Origin of the sequence: Thermovenabulum sp. (assembly GCF_049701175.1) — a bacterium.
Classification (GTDB): domain Bacteria; phylum Bacillota; class Thermosediminibacteria; order Thermosediminibacterales; family Thermosediminibacteraceae; genus Thermovenabulum.
Genome location: NZ_JBNATW010000003.1, coordinates 44,006 through 62,480, shown reverse-complemented (window position 1 = coordinate 62,480; position 18,475 = coordinate 44,006). Strand labels below are relative to the sequence as shown.

The window sequence follows — 18,475 nt, the reverse complement described above, 5'->3', positions numbered from 1 at the left end:
CATCCTCTTTAAATTGCTTTTTAATATTTAAATTTTCACGTTAATTTTAGCACAAAATGATAAAAAAAGTGATTTGTATATTTAATAACTTTTATATAAGTTATTGATATCTTCAATAATATTTCATCGATAATCCATCATCACTTTTTATACCTTTAAAAATAAAAACCCCTGAAATATACTATCAGGGGCAATTCTTCACAAATATTTATGTTACCTTTTTATTTTATTTTATTTTTAACTATTTTATCAGCTAATTTAATTGCTTCTACTAAACTTTTTTCATTTGCTATTCCTTTTCCGGCTATATCAAAAGCTGTACCGTGATCAACTGATGTTCTTATTATAGGAAGTCCAACAGTAAAATTCACTCCATTTTCTAATCCAAATAATTTTATTGGTATATGTCCTTGATCGTGATACATTGCGACAACTACATCATACTCACCCTTCAACGCTTTTAGAAAAATTACATCTGCGGGTATAGGGCCAACAACGTTAATTCCCTCTTTATTAGCCTCACATATGGCAGGAATTATTTCGTTTATTTCTTCATCACCAAATAATCCTGCTTCTCCACCGTGAGGATTTAAAGCCGAGACTCCTATTTTAGGAATGGTTTTGCCTAAAAGTTTTCCTGCTTCTTCGGCAAGATGAATAACTTCTAAAATTTTATCTTTTTTAATATAACTACTTACATTTTTCAGCGCCACATGAGTGGTAACATGTATTACATTCAATCTTCCATTTGTCAAAACCATAGAATATTTTTGAGCCTTAGTTAGATCGGCAATTAATTCGGTATGGCCGTTATAATGATACCCTGCCTGGTTTAATGAAGCTTTATTTATAGGAGCAGTAATTACAGCAGATAATTTCTTTTCTAAAGCAAATTGAACTGCTGTATGAATATACTCAAAGGAAGCTTTTCCACAGATCGGATTTATTTTTCCTATTATGAATTCACCTATAGATAAATTATTAACCGGATAAATATTTATAGCTCCATCCTTAAATTCATCTAAATTTTTGATAATATTTATTTCCCTATTTATATTACAGAGATTTATATAGTGCTCTATAATATTTTTTGACCCAAATATCACTATTTTTAGTTTTTCAACTTCATTATTATTAAGTGCTTTAACTATTATTTCCGGGCCTATTCCAGCTGGATCTCCCATTGTTATACCGAAAAACTCTTCCAATTTTTATTCCCCTTTCAGATACCTATAGGAATTGTATAATGTTAATTCATTCCCAAAACCGCCAGCTTTAGTAATTATTTTTAACCTTTTAAAAGGACCTTCAAAAAGTTCAATTTCCGGTATTCCTGGTTCTATTTCATTTTTTATTTTTATAATTTTAGAATTTAATTTTTTGACCACGTTAAAAGCTATATCCCCTCCTGTCAATATTAAACCTTTAGGTTTTGTAAAATTTATAACCTTTAAGCTTATTTCTGAAATTTTTTCTGCAATAATTTGACTTATATCTTTTAATTCAATTCCTAATTCTAATGAAATTTTCTTTGCTGTTTCCAAATCTTCTTGCGCCATATACGATGTAATTATAACATCCTTATCATTATAAGTATTAACAAGTGAACAAATCCTGTTTTTTTCACTTTCTGCCTCATTAAATAAATTATATAAATCAATATTGATTATGGGAATATTTCCTTTTTCAGATAAATTTATCAACTGGGTTATCGTTAAACTCCTTGTACTCCCAGAAACAGTGATAATTTTCCCCTCTTTTTTTATTGATGAAATTAATGCTTCTGCAAGGCCTGCTGAGCCAACCCATAAAACCTTTTTATTAGCTTCAGTTACCTTTGTTGCTATTTCTACTAAATCTGAATCTTTTTCAGCATCGAAGGTTAAAGTATTAATATCCTTTAAATTTTTTATTATAACTTCTAAATTCTTAATTTCACTTAAATACACATGCCTTACTTTAAAGACGTTAGTATTGCTTAGTAGGATTTTTATATTAGAAACATTAACAGGATTTTTTATATCATTGGCAAATTCAGTTTTATCAATCGGTTTACCATTAACATAATGAACCTCATTTAACGTTATTCGATTATTTTTAGGATAAGCCGGAGCAAAAATAATAAGCTCCGGCTTAAGTTCTTCGTAAAGGGCTATAATTTCTTCAACTATATTACCTCTTAAAGTGGAATCTATTTTTTTATAAATAATCATTTCTTCCAATTCTACGTTTATTAATGCTTTCAATTTGTTTATTGATTCTTTTACTTTGTTATAAGCATTTTCAGGAGATAAACCCCTTGTTTCTGTATCTATTACTAAAGCATCAAATTCAGATTTTGTGAAACCTTCTAAATCTAATAGTGTATATGTCTCATAGCCCTTTTTCGTTAATTGTACTCCCGTATCGTTTGCACCCGTGAAATCATCAGCTATTATTATAAATTTAAACAATTTAGCTCTCTCCTTTATTTGTCATTATTTCTTTTTTCCCTTTTATCTAAATAAGATACTAATAAGGGGCATAATATTGCAGTTATAATTACAGAAGCTGCTACTTGTGCAGTAGCTGCACCCACTAACGGCGCAAGATTTGGATCAACGGCAGCAACAGCAGCGGGAGTAGCCACAGCATTGCCTGCAGTAGTCCCTATTGCTGCGCCAACTGCTTTATTCTCTTTAAATAAAAATTTTATTGTAAAGTATCCAGCTATACCCGTAAATATTACAGTAATCAATCCTAATAATAAGCCCGGTATCCCTGCTTTAAAAATTGTTTTAAAATCAAGGGCAGCTCCAAGGGGAAAGGCAAAGAAAGGAATTAAAAGTCTTTGCCCGGGTTCTAAGAATTTTTTCCAATCCTCATCTAAGTTTCCTAAAATCATTCCTATAATAATTGGAACTATAACGGCGACAAGAGCAATAAAAGGTATATTTGCAAGCCCTGAAACACCCATGGCAACCATAGTCAAAAATGGACCATCATTTATAGACAATATCGCAATCGCACCTACATCAGTAGGATCACCGTATTGTGAAGCTAAAGCGGTGTATAGCCCTCCATTAGAATTTGTAACTGCAGCGATGATTGCTAATGATGAAAGTCCTAAAAGTCCTGCAGCTCCTAAGAATTTGCCAGTAAACCAACCCAATATTGCACCTATCAAAAACTTTACTAAAGTAAGTGCTGTTCCCTTTGCTAAAGAAACTCCTGCTTGCCTTACGGTTATCTGAGCTCCATTGCACAAAAGGAAAAGTGCGATAAGCGGCATGGCACCCTGTTTGAACAAAGCAGTGGTAAAACCTCCAATTTGAAGCACACTTGGGAAAAAAGTATTAATTGTAGCACCAAGAAGCAGTGGTATAACCATCAATCCTCCGGGAACTTTATTAATAGCTTTTAATAATTTCATATAGCCCCTCCTTAAAAAGTTGAAATTAATTTATACATACCAAATTCCCTATGCCTTAAAGTTTCCGCTTTGGTCATTTTGCCGTTGCATACCTCTATCAAAAGATTAAATAATCTTTCACCGGCATCCTTAATTGATTCAATACCCTCTACGATTGTTCCACAGTTAAAATCTATATTATCTTCCATATTTTTATATGTTTCGGGGTTTCCGGTAATTTTTATGACCGGTGCTATAGGTGATCCGGTTGGAGTACCGCGACCTGTGGTAAATATTACAACCTGAGAACCCCCTGCAGTCATTCCAGTAATAGATTCAATATCCTGTCCGGGAGTATCCATAAAATAAAGCCCTTTACCCTGCGGTTCTTCGCCGTATTCTAAAACACCCTGTAAGGGTTTTGTACCCCCTTTATAAATACAACCCAAGGATTTTTCTTCAATAGTACTAATACCACCTTCGATATTTCCTGGTGTAGGCTGTCCGCCTCGCATATCTACTCCCATTGTCTTTGCCTTTTCTTCACACCTTTTAACGATATAAAGTAATTTTTCTCCTACTTCCTTTGTCACAGCCCTTTTTGCGAAAAGATGCTCTGCTCCAATTAATTCTGTAGTTTCTGAAAACATTGATGTCCCACCAAGTTCAACAATTTTGTCGGATACATAGCCTGCTACAGGATTAGAAGCTAAGCCAGAAGTTGTATCAGAACCACCGCATTCAATTGATAATAATAATTCTGAAATATCCACTTCTTCTCTTTCAAATTTACAAATTTCCTGCATCATCTGCCTTGCTATTCTTGTACCTTTTTCTTCTGCTTTCAAAGTTCCTCCGCAATGCTGTATAACAATATAATCTACAAGTTTGCCCGTTTTTGCAATTTCAGCTGCTACATTCTCAGTCGGTACACCTTCACATCCTAAACCTACAACCAATACTGCTCCAACATTCGGATTCTTCCCCAAACCGATTAAAGTATTTTTTATTAATTCAAGATCACCACCAATTTGACAGCACCCGTGCTGATTTGGAATGGCAACAGCACCTTCTACATGGGAAGCTATTCTTTCTGCAACTACACTTGCACATACAGACGAAGGTATTATTAATAAATGATTTCTTATACCTACTTTTCCGTTTTGTCTTACAAAGCCCTTAAATTTCATTTTAATTCCTCCTCCCAATCTCCGCGTCCTCTTAAGCTTTCGATATTATGTACGTGAACATGTTCTCCTTTTTTGATATCAACTGTTGCCCTTCCTATAACTTCCCCGTATTTTATTATTTCTTCCCCCTTTTTAATATCCTTTACAGCAAATTTATGACCGAATTTAATATCTGATAATAGGGTTATTTTTAGATCAACACCTTCAACTTCGATTAATACTTCTTCGCTTGATGATAAATCCTTTACAGCCGTTGCCACATTATCCTTTGGATGTGCAATAACAGCAAATTTTTTCAATTAAAACACCTCCAACAATTTTTTATTTATTTTATTATTGCAATAACAATGCCAATTAAAAATACATTAAATTTATAAACTCTATCTTTAAGAAACTGTTGCATTCGGCAACAAAAAATAAACCTCTCGATGCATTTTGCATCAAGAGGTCATAATGTCGATATTATACTTTTTTATTTTCCTCCACAATGTTGTACGATGAATTCCGAGTAGTTTAGCTGCTAAGGTAATATTACCTTTAGATTCTGTTAATGCTTTTGAAATTAAATTTTTTTCTTGTTCTTCAATTGACAATTCCTGACTTTTTATTTTGTTTTGATTTATTTCAAAGTATTTAAAAATCAAATCTTCCATATCAATATATTTTCCTTCACAAACTGCACAAGCCCTTTCGATTATACCTTCAAGCTCTCTCACATTACCTGGATAATCTAAGGATAAAAGATAATCTACAGCAGAATGGGTAAAACCCAAGATATTTTTACCTATTAATTTTGAATATTTCTTTAAAAAATATTCTGCTAAAGGTATTATATCTTCCTTTCTTTCTCGAAGAGGAGGTATAAAAAGGGGCAAAATATTTATTCGATAGAATAAATCCTGTCTAAAATTTCCATTATTTACTTCTTTTAATAAATCCCTATTTGTAGCACAAATTATTCTAATATTTATTGGAATTAGCTTATCATCACCGAGGCGCATAACCTTTTTTTCTTGCATTACCCTCAATAATTTAGATTGCAAAGACAATGGCATTTCAGATATTTCATCTAAAAATATTGTTCCATTATGAGCTAACTCAAAAAGGCCAACTTTACCACCTTTTTTGGCACCAGTAAATGCACCTTCTGCATAACCAAATAATTCACTTTCTAAAAGATTTTCAGGCAAAGCTGCACAATTAATCGCAACAAAAGGTCCGTTTTTTCTTTTGCTTTCATTGTGTATACTTTGTGCAAAAATTTCTTTTCCTGTTCCCGATTCACCAAATATCAATATTGTAGAATCAAGTTGAGAATATTTTTTTGCAATTTCTATACACTTTGACATTTTTTCACTTTTATGCACTATATCATTAAATCTATAAAAAGCAAGATGCCCCTTTTCTAAAAGCTGTTTTCTTATTTTTAGCTCCGCTTTCATTAAAGTATTTACTTCCTGAAAAGTGGCAACCGCTCCTATAACTTCATTTTCAACTATAATAGGTACCCTATTGGTTGCTATTTTTATTTCCCCTATTTCTTGTAAAGCATCTAACTGCGATTTTTTTTCATTCATAACTTGATATAATTTAGTATCAGGAATTAAAAATTCTATGTTTTTGCCTAATACTTCTTCAGAAGGTTTCCTAAATATTTTTTCAGCCATTTTATTATATATTGTTATTTTACCTTTTTTATCTACGGCTATTACACCATCGTGAATAAAATCCAAAATTGTTCTTATTTCTTCGGTTTTAGCTTTTTCTTTTTTAATTTCTTCAATTAATCTAATTGCTTCATTAACGGCATTTGCAATGGCTTCCTTACCAGATGTTATCAATCTGTTTTCAATACCAAAATTTGAAGCATAGTTAATTGCAACAGCATCTCCTATTATTATTTCAGCTCCTGATTTTATAGCTTGTTTTATTTGTTCCGGAATATCTTCTTCTTCACAAAATTCAGTTTTTATTATATTTATATTAAATACTTCCCCTATGAGCTCACAACCGTAAATTACATTTTTATATCCTGCTACACAAATTTTTTTGTTATTCTTAACTAATCCTTTAAATTGTCTTAAAATATCATAAGGGCTTACTTTTATTTCAACAACAGGTATATCGACATTTTCCTTAATTAATTGATATGTTCCACCTCTGCTTATAATAACATCAATACCTTTTTCTTTATATTTTTTTGCAATTTCTAATCCATCTTTCAAATTTCCGTATTCAATCTTAAATTCAATATTTAGATCATTCTTAACTAAATAAGCTGTTTCTAATAAGTTTTCATAAGGCGCTATTAGTAATAAATTCATAATAAAGATCGCCCCAAATCTAATTTGTTTATTTATAAATATTTTAACATAAATATTTAACATAAATATCGTTTTTATAATAAACAAATTATTAATAAACAAATGAGTTTTATAATAAATGAAGTGGTAGATCATCCCAACATTTTTTCAAATAAAAAATGCACTTTATTCAGAATTAGCTTACTATCTGAATAAGTGCATTATTACTCTCTTATTAAGTTTAATAGTTACCTAAAAAATGGTGCCGGGGACCGGAATCGAACCGGTATGGGTATTGCTACCCGCAGGATTTTAAGTCCTGTGCGTCTGCCTGTTCCGCCACCCCGGCATTAAGTGGAGCGGAAGACGGGATTTGAACCCGCGACCCTCGCCTTGGCAAGGCGATGCTCTACCGCTGAGCCACTTCCGCATTTGTGGCGACCCAGAAGGGGCTCGAACCCTCGACCTCCAGCGTGACAGGCTGGCGTTCTAAACCAACTGAACTACTGGGCCTTCATTAATATTTTTGATAGGATTATTATACATAAAGTTAATTTAATTGTAAAGTATTTTAGAGAAACAAAAGAAAGAAATTCTATTGATTTGGGATTTTATATATAATAATTTTAAGGAACATTTATTGCTCCAAGGAGGGGTATATATGGCTCATAAACGATTTGTCGCATTAGTCGGTTGCGAAAACTACTTTGGATATCGAATACTAAAACCTGGAATGGTTGTTACCCTCGAAAAAGAACCTAATAATGAATATGATATGGAAGCTATAAAAGTAACTATTCATCCTTTTGGTAAGGTAGGATATGTAGCAAACAGTGTAAATACCGTTCCTAAAGGCTGTTATAGTGCGGGAAGAATTTACGATACCTTTTATAGAAGAACAAAAGGAATCATACGATTTGTAACAAAAAATTGCGCCATAGTTGAATTATTTGAAAGAAAAAAACATAAAATTAATATAAAATTTACCATGATTTCAAAAATAAATCCCAATTTTGAAGATCCAAAGGAATTTCCATCAGATTTTATAACATAATAACTCCACCATTTAATATATAACTTAATTCCACTTTTTATTGACATATATAAAATGTTTCTGTATAATACAAAATAGACATGAGAATAATTATAAAATCATGTATCTGCACAGGGGAGTAGCTCAATTGGTAGAGTAGCGGTCTCCAAAACCGTTGGCTGCAGGTTCGAGTCCTGTCTCCCCTGCCAGAAAAAAATAAAGGCTTTAAAGCCTTTTTTATTTTTTATCTTAAATTCATTTGCTAACATTTTGCGAACGTGTTGTTAGCAGTGCAAACATATACCTTTTTCCACAAATAAAGACGACTAAGTATTCATTAAAAAATATTTAATTTGCAATGAAACTATTTGTTTTATAAAGATAATTAATCATAAATACTCATATTTTACTATTATTTCGTTAATAAACGTTTTAATAAAATATGTCAAGCGTCAATGAAAATGTCAGGTAAAACTCGTCTGTGAATTTGTCAGGGTAGAAGTGGTATAATTACGCTGGATAGGTTTCCATGGCTTACGCCATGGATGATCCAGAGCGGGCTTGCGAACTCGTGAAGAGGTTGTCTTATTGCCCGTTCCGGCAACGGCTTCTTTAGAAGAATCCTTGCTACTTGAACCAGAAGAGGAATCAAACAACTCTAGAGGATATATATACCCCCTTCCACCCCACAAACAGGCGTCCATCCGGGAATTTATGCACCTCCACCACCGAACGCAGCGGTATAAAAGGAGCATCCTTAGGATTAACCACTTTGTAGACCTTGCCTTCAAAAGGAATCACATAACCGGGATTCAAAACACGATATTCCTTCCAGCAGAAAATATGATCCAAGCGCAGATGAGAAGGTATGGGGCGGAAAGCGGGTATAGGGTTATCAGGCTGCACTGCGAACTTGCTGTTATATTCTTTTATGAACTCATTAAGCACAGCATTAGCCTCATCCAGAGTAGAAGCGCCGGCTAAGCGGAGCCTAACAACGAGCCTCTGTTGAAGAGTTTGGAAACAGCGTTCAATGCGGCCTTTAGCCTGAGGGGAAAAAGCGGGTATATGCCGGATACCGAGCTCATTTAATATCCGGCCAATTTGGGTTAAAGGCCGCTTTTGCCCTAATAATTGTTCCTCGAGAGAGAGACCGTTTTTTGCAAATTTAGGAGAAAAGAACAGAGTATGGCGATCCGTATAAACAGCAACCGGAATCCCGTAATGAGTAACCAGATCAAAGATAAGTCTGCGGTATCCTTCAAAATCCTCTGCCAGCCAGAAGAGGCCTGAAAGATTTGTAATCATCCCTCCCAGAACTTGTTCCAAGATATGAAGTCTATTTAATTCTGTCTGTGACAAAACAATCATCTCCCTGCTCATACTGACATTTTCTCAGATGGATTTCACCCTGACAATATCACAGACGGATAACATTTGCTCTGGCTATATCTATCCTTTGCTGTTCTCCACCTGAAAGTTCGTAAGGAAATTTATCCCTGTGAATTTTCATATCAACCAACTCTATAAACATTTTTGTCTCCTTTCAAAAAAAATTATTTTAGAAATCTTTCGTAAATAATATTCCTTTTTACCTTAATGGCTTTTTCCGGACAAAGCTCGTGGCAGCAAAAACACTTTATACATTTTTTATAATCTATCTTAGCTTTCTTTTCTATTATACTTATAGCCTTTGGAGGACAAGTCATATAGCATTCCGCACAACCCTTGCATAAATTTAAATTAACATAAGGTTTTGGTGTCATCAATTCTTTCAAATAATCTTCTATAGCTTTTGGAAAGATTCCTTTAATAAAAGTAATATCTTTTTTAGCAGGGATTTTGAAATCAGATACTTTCACATCATCTATATTTTCTCCTAAAAATACTACATCTTCTTCTTTAAACATACCTCTTTTTATAGCCCTTTTTATTAGCGGAAAATCCTCTTCTTTTAAACCTATTATTTTCGAAGCAGCATAATCCGCAGCCAGTGCATCATCAGATACTATAAGAACACCGAGTTTTCTTGGAGTGCCTTGCGAAGGGCCTTCCCCTTCCATTGCTATTACCCCATCTATTATTGATAAAACGGGATTTACAGACTTATATAAATCCAAAAGTAGGTCCATAAACCTTTCAACTTCCCTCAACCTAAAATGTAGTTCAACTTTGTATCCCCCTGGAATCATCCCGTACAAATTTTTCACTGCCCCTGTATAAACGGACATTCTATGGGTTTTTAATTTTGCAAGGGAAATTACCCCATCACATTCTTTGAATGGATAAATAACAGGCAATGTTTTTAATTTACTCTCTCCACTAATTTCTATTTCAACTAAATCCGTATTATAGTTCAATTTCGCCCCTGTTTTTTCGCATACTTCTTTTATCCCCGTACCTTCATAAATATGCTCAAGCCTTTTTTTATTGTAGGGCCCTCCGGGGCTGTCGGCTACTATAAAATCAACGCCTTCTTTTTTGAAAAGGTTGATAACTGCTTCAAGCACAGCAGGATGCGTAGTAGTAACTTCCTCAGGTTTTTTCCTCATCAAAAGGTTGGGTTTAAATAAAAGTTTCTTATATTTTTTAGGTTCAAAACCTATTAAATTTAAAGCATACTCGATTCTTTCATAAATAAATTTAGGATTGTATTCCTCGCATTTTAATATTACAACTTTTGCCAAAATAACCACTTCCTTTATAAATACATTTCATGTTTTATAATAATTCTAAAATATAACAATTGTTTTTTACAATCAAAAAAAACTATTTTCCAAAAAAGCCTATACTTTTTCTAAGTTCGATTAAATGTTATAATGATAAAAAGATCTTTAGAATTATTTAACACTACTTAAAGATTCTTTTTATCTTCGGAGGGAATATGGAAACTTTAAAAAAACTGTTTTCTTTTACTATGGGCGAAATTTACGTGCCTCCAAAAATCTATAAACTAAAGCATAAATTAATTCATATAAGCGATACTCCTATTGTAATACACAAAAATATAATAAATCTTTCAAAAAAATTGTTTCCGGATTTTATCATCCATACCGGAGATGTGGTAGATGATTTAAAATTAGAATATAAACCATACTTTGAAAATAGATATAAAAAAATAGCAGAAAATTTTTTGAATACCCTTTCATTGTATGTAAAAAACAAAATCATACTTGTTCCCGGCAATCACGATAAGTTGGATATTATTAAATTTAAAAATGACAAGTTTGTAATAAAAAATGAAGGAGAAAACCTTTTAATAGGCTCAATAGATTTTTGCCTTGCCCATAAAATAGAGAACCTTTCAAAAAAAGGGGATTTCTTTTTATACGGACATGACTCAATTTGGGGGGAAGATACAAATTATTTAAATGGACTAAATTTCATTAATATTATTGATTTGGAAAACAAAGATGTTCTTAAGCTACCATACCCCTTAGGCACAAACCTTTCGAGGCTAAATAGATTAAAAATTGGATTTTAGAGGTGGTTTCTTTTGTATTCACTATTGAGGGAAGGGGCAAGTTTAATAGTTATAGGAACTGAAAAGGAAAATATCCTTTTAAATATTTTAGAGAAGGAATTTTCAAGTACAAAAGGTAATTTGGTAGAAATGCTTGAAAACGCTGAAGAAGAAGATACAATATTGGTGATTACCGACCCCGGTAAAAAAATAGCAAGGCTCGATGAAGTAAAAGCATCTTTGTTGATTAAACTCCCTTCCTATGAGGTTTTATGTCGAATAATAAACTTGAGACTTTGCAGTTTTTTAAATGACTGTCGTATCGCTCCAGGGATACTTCTAATGCGTGTAATGGGTAATTTTGAGAATATATTGAACTCACTAAAAGAAACTTATAAATGTGAAGTTTTATCATTAACAGAATGTCTCGATAAAGGTGGTTCTGATCAAACTATTATAAGTTTTACTGAAAAGCCTTTAAAGCATAAAGTTCATATTTCAGATTTAAAGCAAAAGCACCTTCTTGTAAATATGGATAAAAACAGTTTATATAAAAAAATGAGGATACAGGCTTTAAGATTTCTAAATGAAGGCTTATTAGGGACTGAATGGTATGATTTATATATTAGAATTTACGATAGATACGGAAAATATAAACTACATTTTGAAAGATTGGCAGAAGTTTTGGAAGGTTTAGAACTGGGATTAATATTAGGGGAAAGCTGGACCAAAGACTATCCAAGGCCTCTGCTTTCTATAATGGTTTACCAAATAAGATTATTTACACTTTTGCAGCCTGTAGAGATCAAAAAAATACTTCTTGCATTAGAATATTCAGCAGATGGAGAAAGAATTTGCGATTTAGACTTATATTTTAAAAATATAAAAATAGATTGGCCTCAAGTTTTGCAAAAAGTGAATAAAAACTACACGCGCAAGGATTTTGCTATAATTATGCGCAAAGAAATCCTTGAAAATTTGGAAGACAATTCAAAAGAAAAGGTTTTAAAACTGGAAGAAGAAATTTTAAAAATGAGATTTTAATTTGTTTTAGAAATTGATTTTAACTTTTTCCATAAGGTCGTCCTGCTGATACCTAAGATACGTGCAAGCTCCTTTTTATTTTTTTTATACTTTGAAAAAAGCTCCTTTAATATTTGTTTTTCCATTTCTTCTAAGGTTCCAATATTTACTATCATTTGTTGCCCATCAATATCCAAAATTTTAAAGTTTAATCCCGTTTCATTTAAAAGTGAGGAAATAAGTTCTATAGAAATTTTTTCTTTTTCACATAATATAACACATTTTTCTATTAAATTTTTTAATTCTCTTACATTTCCTGGCCATTGATAATTATATAATAGCTTATAAATATTATCGTCCAATTGGGGCGATATTTTTTTGTCATAAAGTTCGTTAAACTCTTTAATGAAGTTTGTACATAGTATTGGTATATCTTCTTTCCTTTCCCTTAAGGGAGGTATGTTTAATGTCAGTATATTCAGTCTGTAATATAAATCTTTTCTAAATTTGCCTTCCTGAATCTTTTGCCTTAAATCGGTATTTGTGGCCGCAATTATCCTCACGTCAACAGGTATTAATTGATGCCCTCCGATGCGCATTACTTTCTTTTCCTGTAAGACTCTTAAAAGTTGTGCCTGTAAATTTAAAGAAAGATCACCAATTTCATCTAAAAATAAAGTTCCGCCGTGAGCTAATTCAAAAAGCCCAACCTTTCCTCCCTTTTTAGCCCCCGTAAAAGCACCTTCTTCATAGCCGAAAAGTTCACTTTCTAAAAGATTTTCAGGCAAAGCAGCACAATTTATCGCTACAAAGGGACCTTTTGCCCTTTTACTTTCATTGTGGATGCTTTGGGCAAAAAGCTCCTTTCCCGTACCGCTTTCACCTAAAATTAATACGGTGGAATCAGTCCTACTGTATTTTTTTGCGTTTTCTATGGTTTTCAGTAACACTTCGCTTTTCCCGTAAATATCGCTAAAATTATAAGACGCTATTAAGCCTTTTTTTACCAGTTTTATCCTTATGGATTTTTCAACTTCTTGTATTTTGCTAATATCCTGAAAAGTAATAACAGTCCCTACATTCTTGCTCTCTATATTAATATTTGCTCTTTTCACCAATAATTTCTTATTACTAATTTCAATTATCTCTTCGTTTGACGGTTGACTTTCTTTGTAAATCTTTTGAAGGGTATTGTAATCAATATCAAAAATTTTTTTATTCAATACCTCATTCTTAGGTGCTTTTAATAACTTCTCAGATACAGAGTTGTACATTATTATTTTTCTTTCTTCATCAAGGGCTATAATGCCTTCTGAGATATGTTCCAATAAAGTATTTATTAACTCCTTTTGGCCCCTGTCCCTTTCTATAACGGTTTTTATGTTTTTAGCAGTATTGATAGCCTGCATAACCGATGAAGTACTTGAAAAGACTAATCTCCCCTCAATACCCAATTTTTTTGCTTCTTCAATTATACATGCACCTGTTCCTACAGCCATATCAATTCCTAATTCTTTAGATTCATAAAGTCTTTCCCTTAATTCCTTTTCGGATTTATAGTAAAAACAGGAGATTTTTTTCCCTAATATTTTTGAAAAAAGCTCAAAATCGAAATGCCCTTTTTTATAATCATAACCAAAAAAACCTATATGACTTGAAAAAGGAGCAACTTCATAAAGGGCTAAAAAAACATCGAAATCCGTTATTTCAATGCTTACAAAAGGGATGTCAATATTTTTTTTAATCAATGCGCCCGTTGCGCCCCGGCTTATTATTACATCCGTCTCCCTATCATTTGAAAGTTTTTTTGCAATCTTTACCCCTTCATCCAATATCCCTTCATAAATATCTATTTCTTCACCTTGTTCTTTAGAAATTTTTCGAGCTATATTTGTCAATTCTGGATAAGGTGAAATTAACGCAATTCTGCTTTTCAAAATTTTCACCTCTCAAGGTTTAATTTAATACACATTTATATTATTCTATCTTTTAATAAATTTACCTTTTTGCTAAACATTTATTTATATACATAAAATTCGAATATAAAAAAACCGCTTTATATAAGCGGTTAAATTTTTATTAATATTTAGCTATTTTTGCTCTTTCTTTCTTTAATCTGTCTTATCATCTCAGGAACTACTTTAAAAAGGTCGCCAACAATGCCATAATTGGCTATTTTAAATATTGGGGCTTCAGGGTCTTTGTTTATTGCAACTATTACTTCCGAAGTCTGCATTCCTGCAAGGTGCTGTATGGCTCCCGAGATTCCGCACGCAATGTAGAGTTTTGGCCTTACAGTCCTTCCTGTTTGCCCTACCTGATGGGCATAAGGAATCCATCCGCTGTCAACAGCAGCACGAGAAGCACCCACCGCACCTCCCAAAAGCTCAGCAAGTTCAAAAAGCATTGAAAAGTTCTCCGGACCCTTCATACCCCTTCCGCCCGAAACTATAATATCCGCTTCCGCAATATTCACTTTCCCAATAGTATCGGGCAAAAAATCTATTAATTCCAAATCTAAGTCCTTATGACTTGAAACAGGAAGCATCTGAATGACTTTGCAGTCTGCCCTAAATATTTTTTGCGGCATAGGCATAACCTTAGGTCTTACCGTTGCCATTTGGGGACGTTTATAAGGGCACGTAATTGTTGCCATAATATTTCCGCCAAAGGCAGGACGGGTTTGAAGCAAAAGCCCTTTTTCCTTATCAATAGAAAGCTCTGTGCAGTCAGCAGTAAGGCCGGTTTCCAGTCTTGTAGCAAGGGCTCCTGCAAAATCCCTTCCTAAAGTTGTTGCTCCTATTAAAACTATTTCGGGTTTTGCAAGTTTTATTATATTTTCAGCTTCTATTATATAAGGTTTTGTTTGGTAATCCGAAAGCCAGGGAGCACTTACTGCATAAATTATATCTGCATCATAATTTTTCACTTCTTCTATAATATTATTTATTTGATCTCCTATAATCATCGCATAAAGAGGGACTTTCAATTCATCTGCGATTTTTTTACCTTTGCCTAAAAGTTCAAAGGAAACCGAATGGACTTTATTAAATTCATGTTCAATAAAGACCATTACACCGCTGTAACTTTGCTTTTCTCTTTCCTGTTTTTTTTCCTCGATATATAAGGCACCTGCGGGACAGGAATCCACACATTGCCCGCATAGTATGCAGTTTTCGGTAACCTCAGCAATTCCTGCTGAATTTAACTTTATACCTTTGTAGGGGCAAACATCAATGCAAATCCCGCATCCCGTACATTCTTCTTTTTTTACAATTAGAGCCATATATTATCCTCCTTTAAATCTTAATTATTCCTTGACTTGAAAGAATATCAATAAGTTCTGCAACCGATTCTTTTATATCTTTTTCAATTATTTTTCCGCCTCCCCTCGGAGGAGGGGTAAATATTCTGATAACCTGTGTTGGTGAACCGTCAAAACCAAATTTATTTGCTTCACCTTCCAAATCCTGCGGCCCCCACACAGGTATATCCGCTTTTGCCGCTTTTTTAATTGAAAATATATTGGGAATGCGGGGTTGATTAATATCTTTTACAACCGTAATCAGTGCAGGCAGCTTAGCTTTTACCACTTGAGTGCCGTTGTCTAAAAGCCTATCCACTATTATTTCTTTATTTTCCAAATTTATTTCCCTTATCTTTGAAACATAGGTTATCTGAGAAAAACTTAGTCTTTGTGCAAGCCCCGGACCTACCTGTGCAGTATCACCATCCGTTGCTTGCTTCCCACAAATTACAAGGTCCACATCTTTTATTTTTTTTATAGCAAGGGAGAGGGTATAAGCAGTTGCAAGGGTATCTGAGCCTGCAAAAGCCTTGTCGCTTAAAAGCACAGCTTTATCCACTCCCATAGCAAGGGCAGTTTTTAAGGCATCTTTTGCTTGAGGTGGGCCCATGGAAATTGCAATCACTTCCGCACCATATTTTTCTTTTATTCTAACGCCTTCTTCTATAGCGTATTCATCAAAAGGGTTTACTACAGATTCCACACCCTCTCTTACAAGTGTCCCCTTTACTGGATCCATTTTTACTTTTGCTTCGGTGCTTGGAACCTGTTTTACACACACTACAACTTTCAAAATGCCACCTCCTCATCTGCCTTTAAATTGAGGCTTCCTTTTTTCTAAGAAAGCAAAAACTCCTTCTCTTTTATCTTCGGTAGTACAGGATAGGGCGTGGAGGTAAGATTCATGGGCAAAACCGATTTCCATCCCAATATTTGCACCCCTGGTTACTGCTTCTTTTGCATACTGTACGGCAAGCTTTGGAAGGGCTTTTATTTTTTCAGCCCATTCTCCTGCTTCGACCATCAGCTTTTCAAATGGGACCACTTTATTTAAAAGCCCTATTCTGAAAGCTTCCTGGGCATCTATCATTTCACCGAGCAAAATCATTTCTAAAGCTTTTGTTTTTCCAACAGTCCTCGTTAATCTTTGAGTACCACCTGCACCGGGTATTATTCCAAGTTTTACTTCAGATGCAGCAAATTTAGCATTTTCCGCAGCAATTCTAAAGGTACAGGATAAAGCTAATTCTAAACCAGCTCCTACAGCAACACCATTTATTGCTGCAATTACTGGAACATCTAAATTTTCAATTTTATTAAAAAGCTCTTGACGTCTTTTTGTGTGTTTTCTTCCTAATACCGCATCCCTTTCCACCAATTCTTTGATGTCGGCACCCGCCATAAAAGCCTTGTCACCCGCTCCCGTTATTATTACAGCCCTTAATTGGCTATTATTTTCAATAGTTTCAAATAATTGATGTAATTCTTCTACCAGTTGATTGTTTAAAGCATTTCTTACTTCCGGCCTATTGATAGTTATGTAAGCAATATCTTCTTGAATCTGAAACAGGTAAAGTTCATTGCTCATATAATAACCCCCTATGGGAAATTCTTAAAAAGCAGATATTCCCAATTCCCTATTTGCAATTATTAGTTTTTGTATTTGGCTTGTTCCTTCATATAGAGTATTAATCCTTGCATCCCTGTAATACCTTTCAATTGGGAATTCAGACGAAAATCCGTACCCGCCGAATACCTGCAAAGCTTTATACGCAACACGGTTTACCATCTCGCTGCAGAAAAGCTTTGCCATAGAAACTTCTCTTGTATGGGGCAAGTGCTTATTTTTTAGATGCCCTGCTCTATATACTAATAGCCTTCCCGCTTCTATTTCTACTATCATATCTGCAAAAAGTTCCTGTATCAACTGATGTCCCGCTATGGGTTTTCCAAATTGAATTCTTTCTAAAGCATATTTTTTTGCAACATCATAGCAGCCCTGAGCAAGGCCTACACATCCGGCCGCAACTGTATACCTTCCGTTGTCCAATGCACTCATAGCGACTTTAAATCCATCTCCCTCATTACCCAAAATATTTCCCTTTGGCACCCTTACATCTTGAAGTATTAATTCTGCAGTATTTGATGCCCTAAGGCCGAGTTTATCGTGTATATCTTTAGTGGAAAAACCCGGTGTACCCTTTTCTACAATAAAAGCTGAAATTCCCTTATGGCCTGCCGATTTATCAGTTTTAGCAAAAATTATTGCTATATCAGCCACACCGCCGTTAGTTATCCACATTTTATTTCCGTTCAATATATAATAATCTCCGTCTTTTATTGCAGTAGATTGCATACTAACTACATCGCTACCAGAGTTCGGTTCTGTAAGCCCAAAACAGCCCAAAATTTCTCCGCTCGCCAATTTGGGTACATATTTTTTCTTTTGCTCTTCACTGCCCCATTTTAAAATCGTCAATGCAACCAAGGATATTTGAACTGAATAAATACCTCTTACAGAAGAATCTACCCTGCCTAATTCTTCTGCAACAATGGCATGGGAAATATAATCAAAACCCCCTCCTCCGTATTCCTCGGGAATCACAGTTCCAAATATTCCTAATTCACCCATCTTTTTAACTATTTCCCAAGGAAATTTCTGTTCCCTGTCATTTTCTGCGGCAAAAGGTGCTACTTCTTTATCGGCAAATTCAGCAATCATTTTTTTAATCATAAATTGTTCTTCAGTATAATCAAAATCCATA

The 18,475-nt window shown here is 33.8% G+C and carries 16 protein-coding genes and 4 tRNA genes; 4 read left to right on the top strand and 16 right to left on the bottom strand.

Annotated elements, in window-relative coordinates; genetic code table 11:
- Positions 1–221: 221 nt before the first annotated feature.
- The 9 genes from pdxA to ACPLVF_RS01625 form a co-directional block, all read right to left on the bottom strand.
- Positions 222–1,208 (bottom strand): 4-hydroxythreonine-4-phosphate dehydrogenase PdxA, encoded by a 987-nt coding sequence (gene pdxA, locus ACPLVF_RS01665; RefSeq protein ID WP_424906084.1) that lies wholly within the window; start codon positions 1,206–1,208, stop codon positions 222–224.
- Positions 1,209–1,211: 3 nt separating this feature from the next.
- Positions 1,212–2,453, bottom strand: a complete 1,242-nt coding sequence (locus ACPLVF_RS01660) for a four-carbon acid sugar kinase family protein (RefSeq protein ID WP_424906083.1) — start codon at positions 2,451–2,453, stop codon at positions 1,212–1,214.
- A 14-nt stretch (positions 2,454–2,467) separates the two neighbouring features.
- Positions 2,468–3,412 (bottom strand): 2-keto-3-deoxygluconate permease, encoded by a 945-nt coding sequence (locus ACPLVF_RS01655; protein ID WP_424906082.1) that lies wholly within the window; start codon positions 3,410–3,412, stop codon positions 2,468–2,470.
- Between the two features lie 11 nt (positions 3,413–3,423).
- Positions 3,424–4,581, bottom strand: a complete 1,158-nt coding sequence (locus ACPLVF_RS01650) for a UxaA family hydrolase (RefSeq protein WP_424906081.1) — start codon at positions 4,579–4,581, stop codon at positions 3,424–3,426.
- On the bottom strand, positions 4,578–4,880 hold the full coding sequence (locus tag ACPLVF_RS01645) for a UxaA family hydrolase (RefSeq protein WP_424906080.1): 303 nt from the start codon (positions 4,878–4,880) through the stop codon (positions 4,578–4,580). Before ACPLVF_RS01645 ends, ACPLVF_RS01650 begins: the two co-directional genes overlap by 4 nt.
- Before the next feature lie 141 nt (positions 4,881–5,021).
- On the bottom strand, positions 5,022–6,968 hold the full coding sequence (locus ACPLVF_RS01640) for a sigma 54-interacting transcriptional regulator (protein WP_424906079.1): 1,947 nt from the start codon (positions 6,966–6,968) through the stop codon (positions 5,022–5,024).
- 176 nt (positions 6,969–7,144) lie between these two features.
- A tRNA-Leu gene (locus ACPLVF_RS01635) sits at positions 7,145–7,233 on the bottom strand.
- Between the two features lie 6 nt (positions 7,234–7,239).
- Positions 7,240–7,314 (bottom strand) — tRNA-Gly (locus tag ACPLVF_RS01630).
- 5 nt (positions 7,315–7,319) lie between these two features.
- Positions 7,320–7,397: transfer RNA gene (locus ACPLVF_RS01625), tRNA-Asp, on the bottom strand.
- A gap of 148 nt (positions 7,398–7,545) precedes the next feature.
- On the opposite strand from ACPLVF_RS01625, the gene ACPLVF_RS01620 reads away from it, so the two are divergent.
- Together ACPLVF_RS01620 and ACPLVF_RS01615 are read left to right on the top strand one after the other, a co-directional pair.
- The gene (locus ACPLVF_RS01620) at positions 7,546–7,938 is read left to right on the top strand and encodes an HIRAN domain-containing protein (protein ID WP_424906078.1); all 393 of its coding nucleotides are present in this window, start codon (positions 7,546–7,548) and stop codon (positions 7,936–7,938) included.
- A gap of 112 nt (positions 7,939–8,050) precedes the next feature.
- Positions 8,051–8,126 (top strand) — tRNA-Trp (locus ACPLVF_RS01615).
- A gap of 439 nt (positions 8,127–8,565) precedes the next feature.
- Here ACPLVF_RS01615 and ACPLVF_RS01610 read toward each other — a convergent pair.
- The gene (locus ACPLVF_RS01610) at positions 8,566–9,279 is read right to left on the bottom strand and encodes a hypothetical protein (protein ID WP_424906077.1); all 714 of its coding nucleotides are present in this window, start codon (positions 9,277–9,279) and stop codon (positions 8,566–8,568) included.
- A 194-nt stretch (positions 9,280–9,473) separates the two neighbouring features.
- The gene (locus tag ACPLVF_RS01605) at positions 9,474–10,613 is read right to left on the bottom strand and encodes a DUF362 domain-containing protein (RefSeq protein WP_424906076.1); all 1,140 of its coding nucleotides are present in this window, start codon (positions 10,611–10,613) and stop codon (positions 9,474–9,476) included.
- 188 nt (positions 10,614–10,801) lie between these two features.
- Here ACPLVF_RS01605 and ACPLVF_RS01600 point away from each other — a divergent pair, with 188 nt between their 5' ends.
- Together ACPLVF_RS01600 and ACPLVF_RS01595 are read left to right on the top strand one after the other, a co-directional pair.
- Complete coding sequence (locus ACPLVF_RS01600; protein WP_424906075.1) at positions 10,802–11,401, top strand: metallophosphoesterase; 600 nt, start codon at positions 10,802–10,804, stop codon at positions 11,399–11,401.
- Positions 11,402–11,413: 12 nt separating this feature from the next.
- A complete protein-coding gene (locus ACPLVF_RS01595; protein WP_424906074.1) occupies positions 11,414–12,424 on the top strand; it encodes a hypothetical protein in 1,011 nt (336 codons plus the stop codon).
- Here ACPLVF_RS01595 and ACPLVF_RS01590 read toward each other — a convergent pair.
- From ACPLVF_RS01590 to ACPLVF_RS01570, 5 genes are all read right to left on the bottom strand, one after another.
- The gene (locus ACPLVF_RS01590; protein ID WP_424906073.1) at positions 12,421–14,340 is read right to left on the bottom strand and encodes a sigma 54-interacting transcriptional regulator; all 1,920 of its coding nucleotides are present in this window, start codon (positions 14,338–14,340) and stop codon (positions 12,421–12,423) included. The genes ACPLVF_RS01595 and ACPLVF_RS01590 overlap by 4 nt on opposite strands.
- A gap of 149 nt (positions 14,341–14,489) precedes the next feature.
- Entirely contained in the window at positions 14,490–15,689 is a 1,200-nt protein-coding gene (locus tag ACPLVF_RS01585; protein WP_424906072.1) for an FAD-binding protein, read from the bottom strand.
- Positions 15,690–15,702: 13 nt separating this feature from the next.
- Entirely contained in the window at positions 15,703–16,503 is an 801-nt protein-coding gene (locus ACPLVF_RS01580) for an electron transfer flavoprotein subunit beta/FixA family protein (RefSeq protein ID WP_424906071.1), read from the bottom strand.
- A 12-nt stretch (positions 16,504–16,515) separates the two neighbouring features.
- The gene (locus ACPLVF_RS01575) at positions 16,516–17,298 is read right to left on the bottom strand and encodes an enoyl-CoA hydratase/isomerase family protein (RefSeq protein WP_424906070.1); all 783 of its coding nucleotides are present in this window, start codon (positions 17,296–17,298) and stop codon (positions 16,516–16,518) included.
- A 24-nt stretch (positions 17,299–17,322) separates the two neighbouring features.
- Entirely contained in the window at positions 17,323–18,474 is a 1,152-nt protein-coding gene (locus tag ACPLVF_RS01570; protein WP_424906069.1) for an acyl-CoA dehydrogenase family protein, read from the bottom strand.
- Between the last annotated feature and the right edge of the window lies 1 nt (position 18,475).

Excerpts from the sequence above, each read along its gene's own strand:
- ACPLVF_RS01575 (WP_424906070.1), bottom strand. The coding sequence starts at position 17,298 with ATGAGCAATGAACTTTACCTGTTTCAGATTCAAGAAGATATTGCTTAC.
- ACPLVF_RS01655 (WP_424906082.1), bottom strand. The coding sequence starts at position 3,412 with ATGAAATTATTAAAAGCTATTAATAAAGTTCCCGGAGGATTGATGGTT.
- ACPLVF_RS01570 (WP_424906069.1), bottom strand. The coding sequence starts at position 18,474 with ATGGATTTTGATTATACTGAAGAACAATTTATGATTAAAAAAATGATT.
- ACPLVF_RS01585 (WP_424906072.1), bottom strand. The coding sequence starts at position 15,689 with ATGGCTCTAATTGTAAAAAAAGAAGAATGTACGGGATGCGGGATTTGC.
- ACPLVF_RS01620 (WP_424906078.1), top strand. The coding sequence starts at position 7,546 with ATGGCTCATAAACGATTTGTCGCATTAGTCGGTTGCGAAAACTACTTT.
- ACPLVF_RS01650 (WP_424906081.1), bottom strand. The coding sequence starts at position 4,581 with ATGAAATTTAAGGGCTTTGTAAGACAAAACGGAAAAGTAGGTATAAGA.
- ACPLVF_RS01600 (WP_424906075.1), top strand. The coding sequence starts at position 10,802 with ATGGAAACTTTAAAAAAACTGTTTTCTTTTACTATGGGCGAAATTTAC.
- ACPLVF_RS01640 (WP_424906079.1), bottom strand. The coding sequence starts at position 6,968 with ATGTTAAATATTTATGTTAAAATATTTATAAATAAACAAATTAGATTT.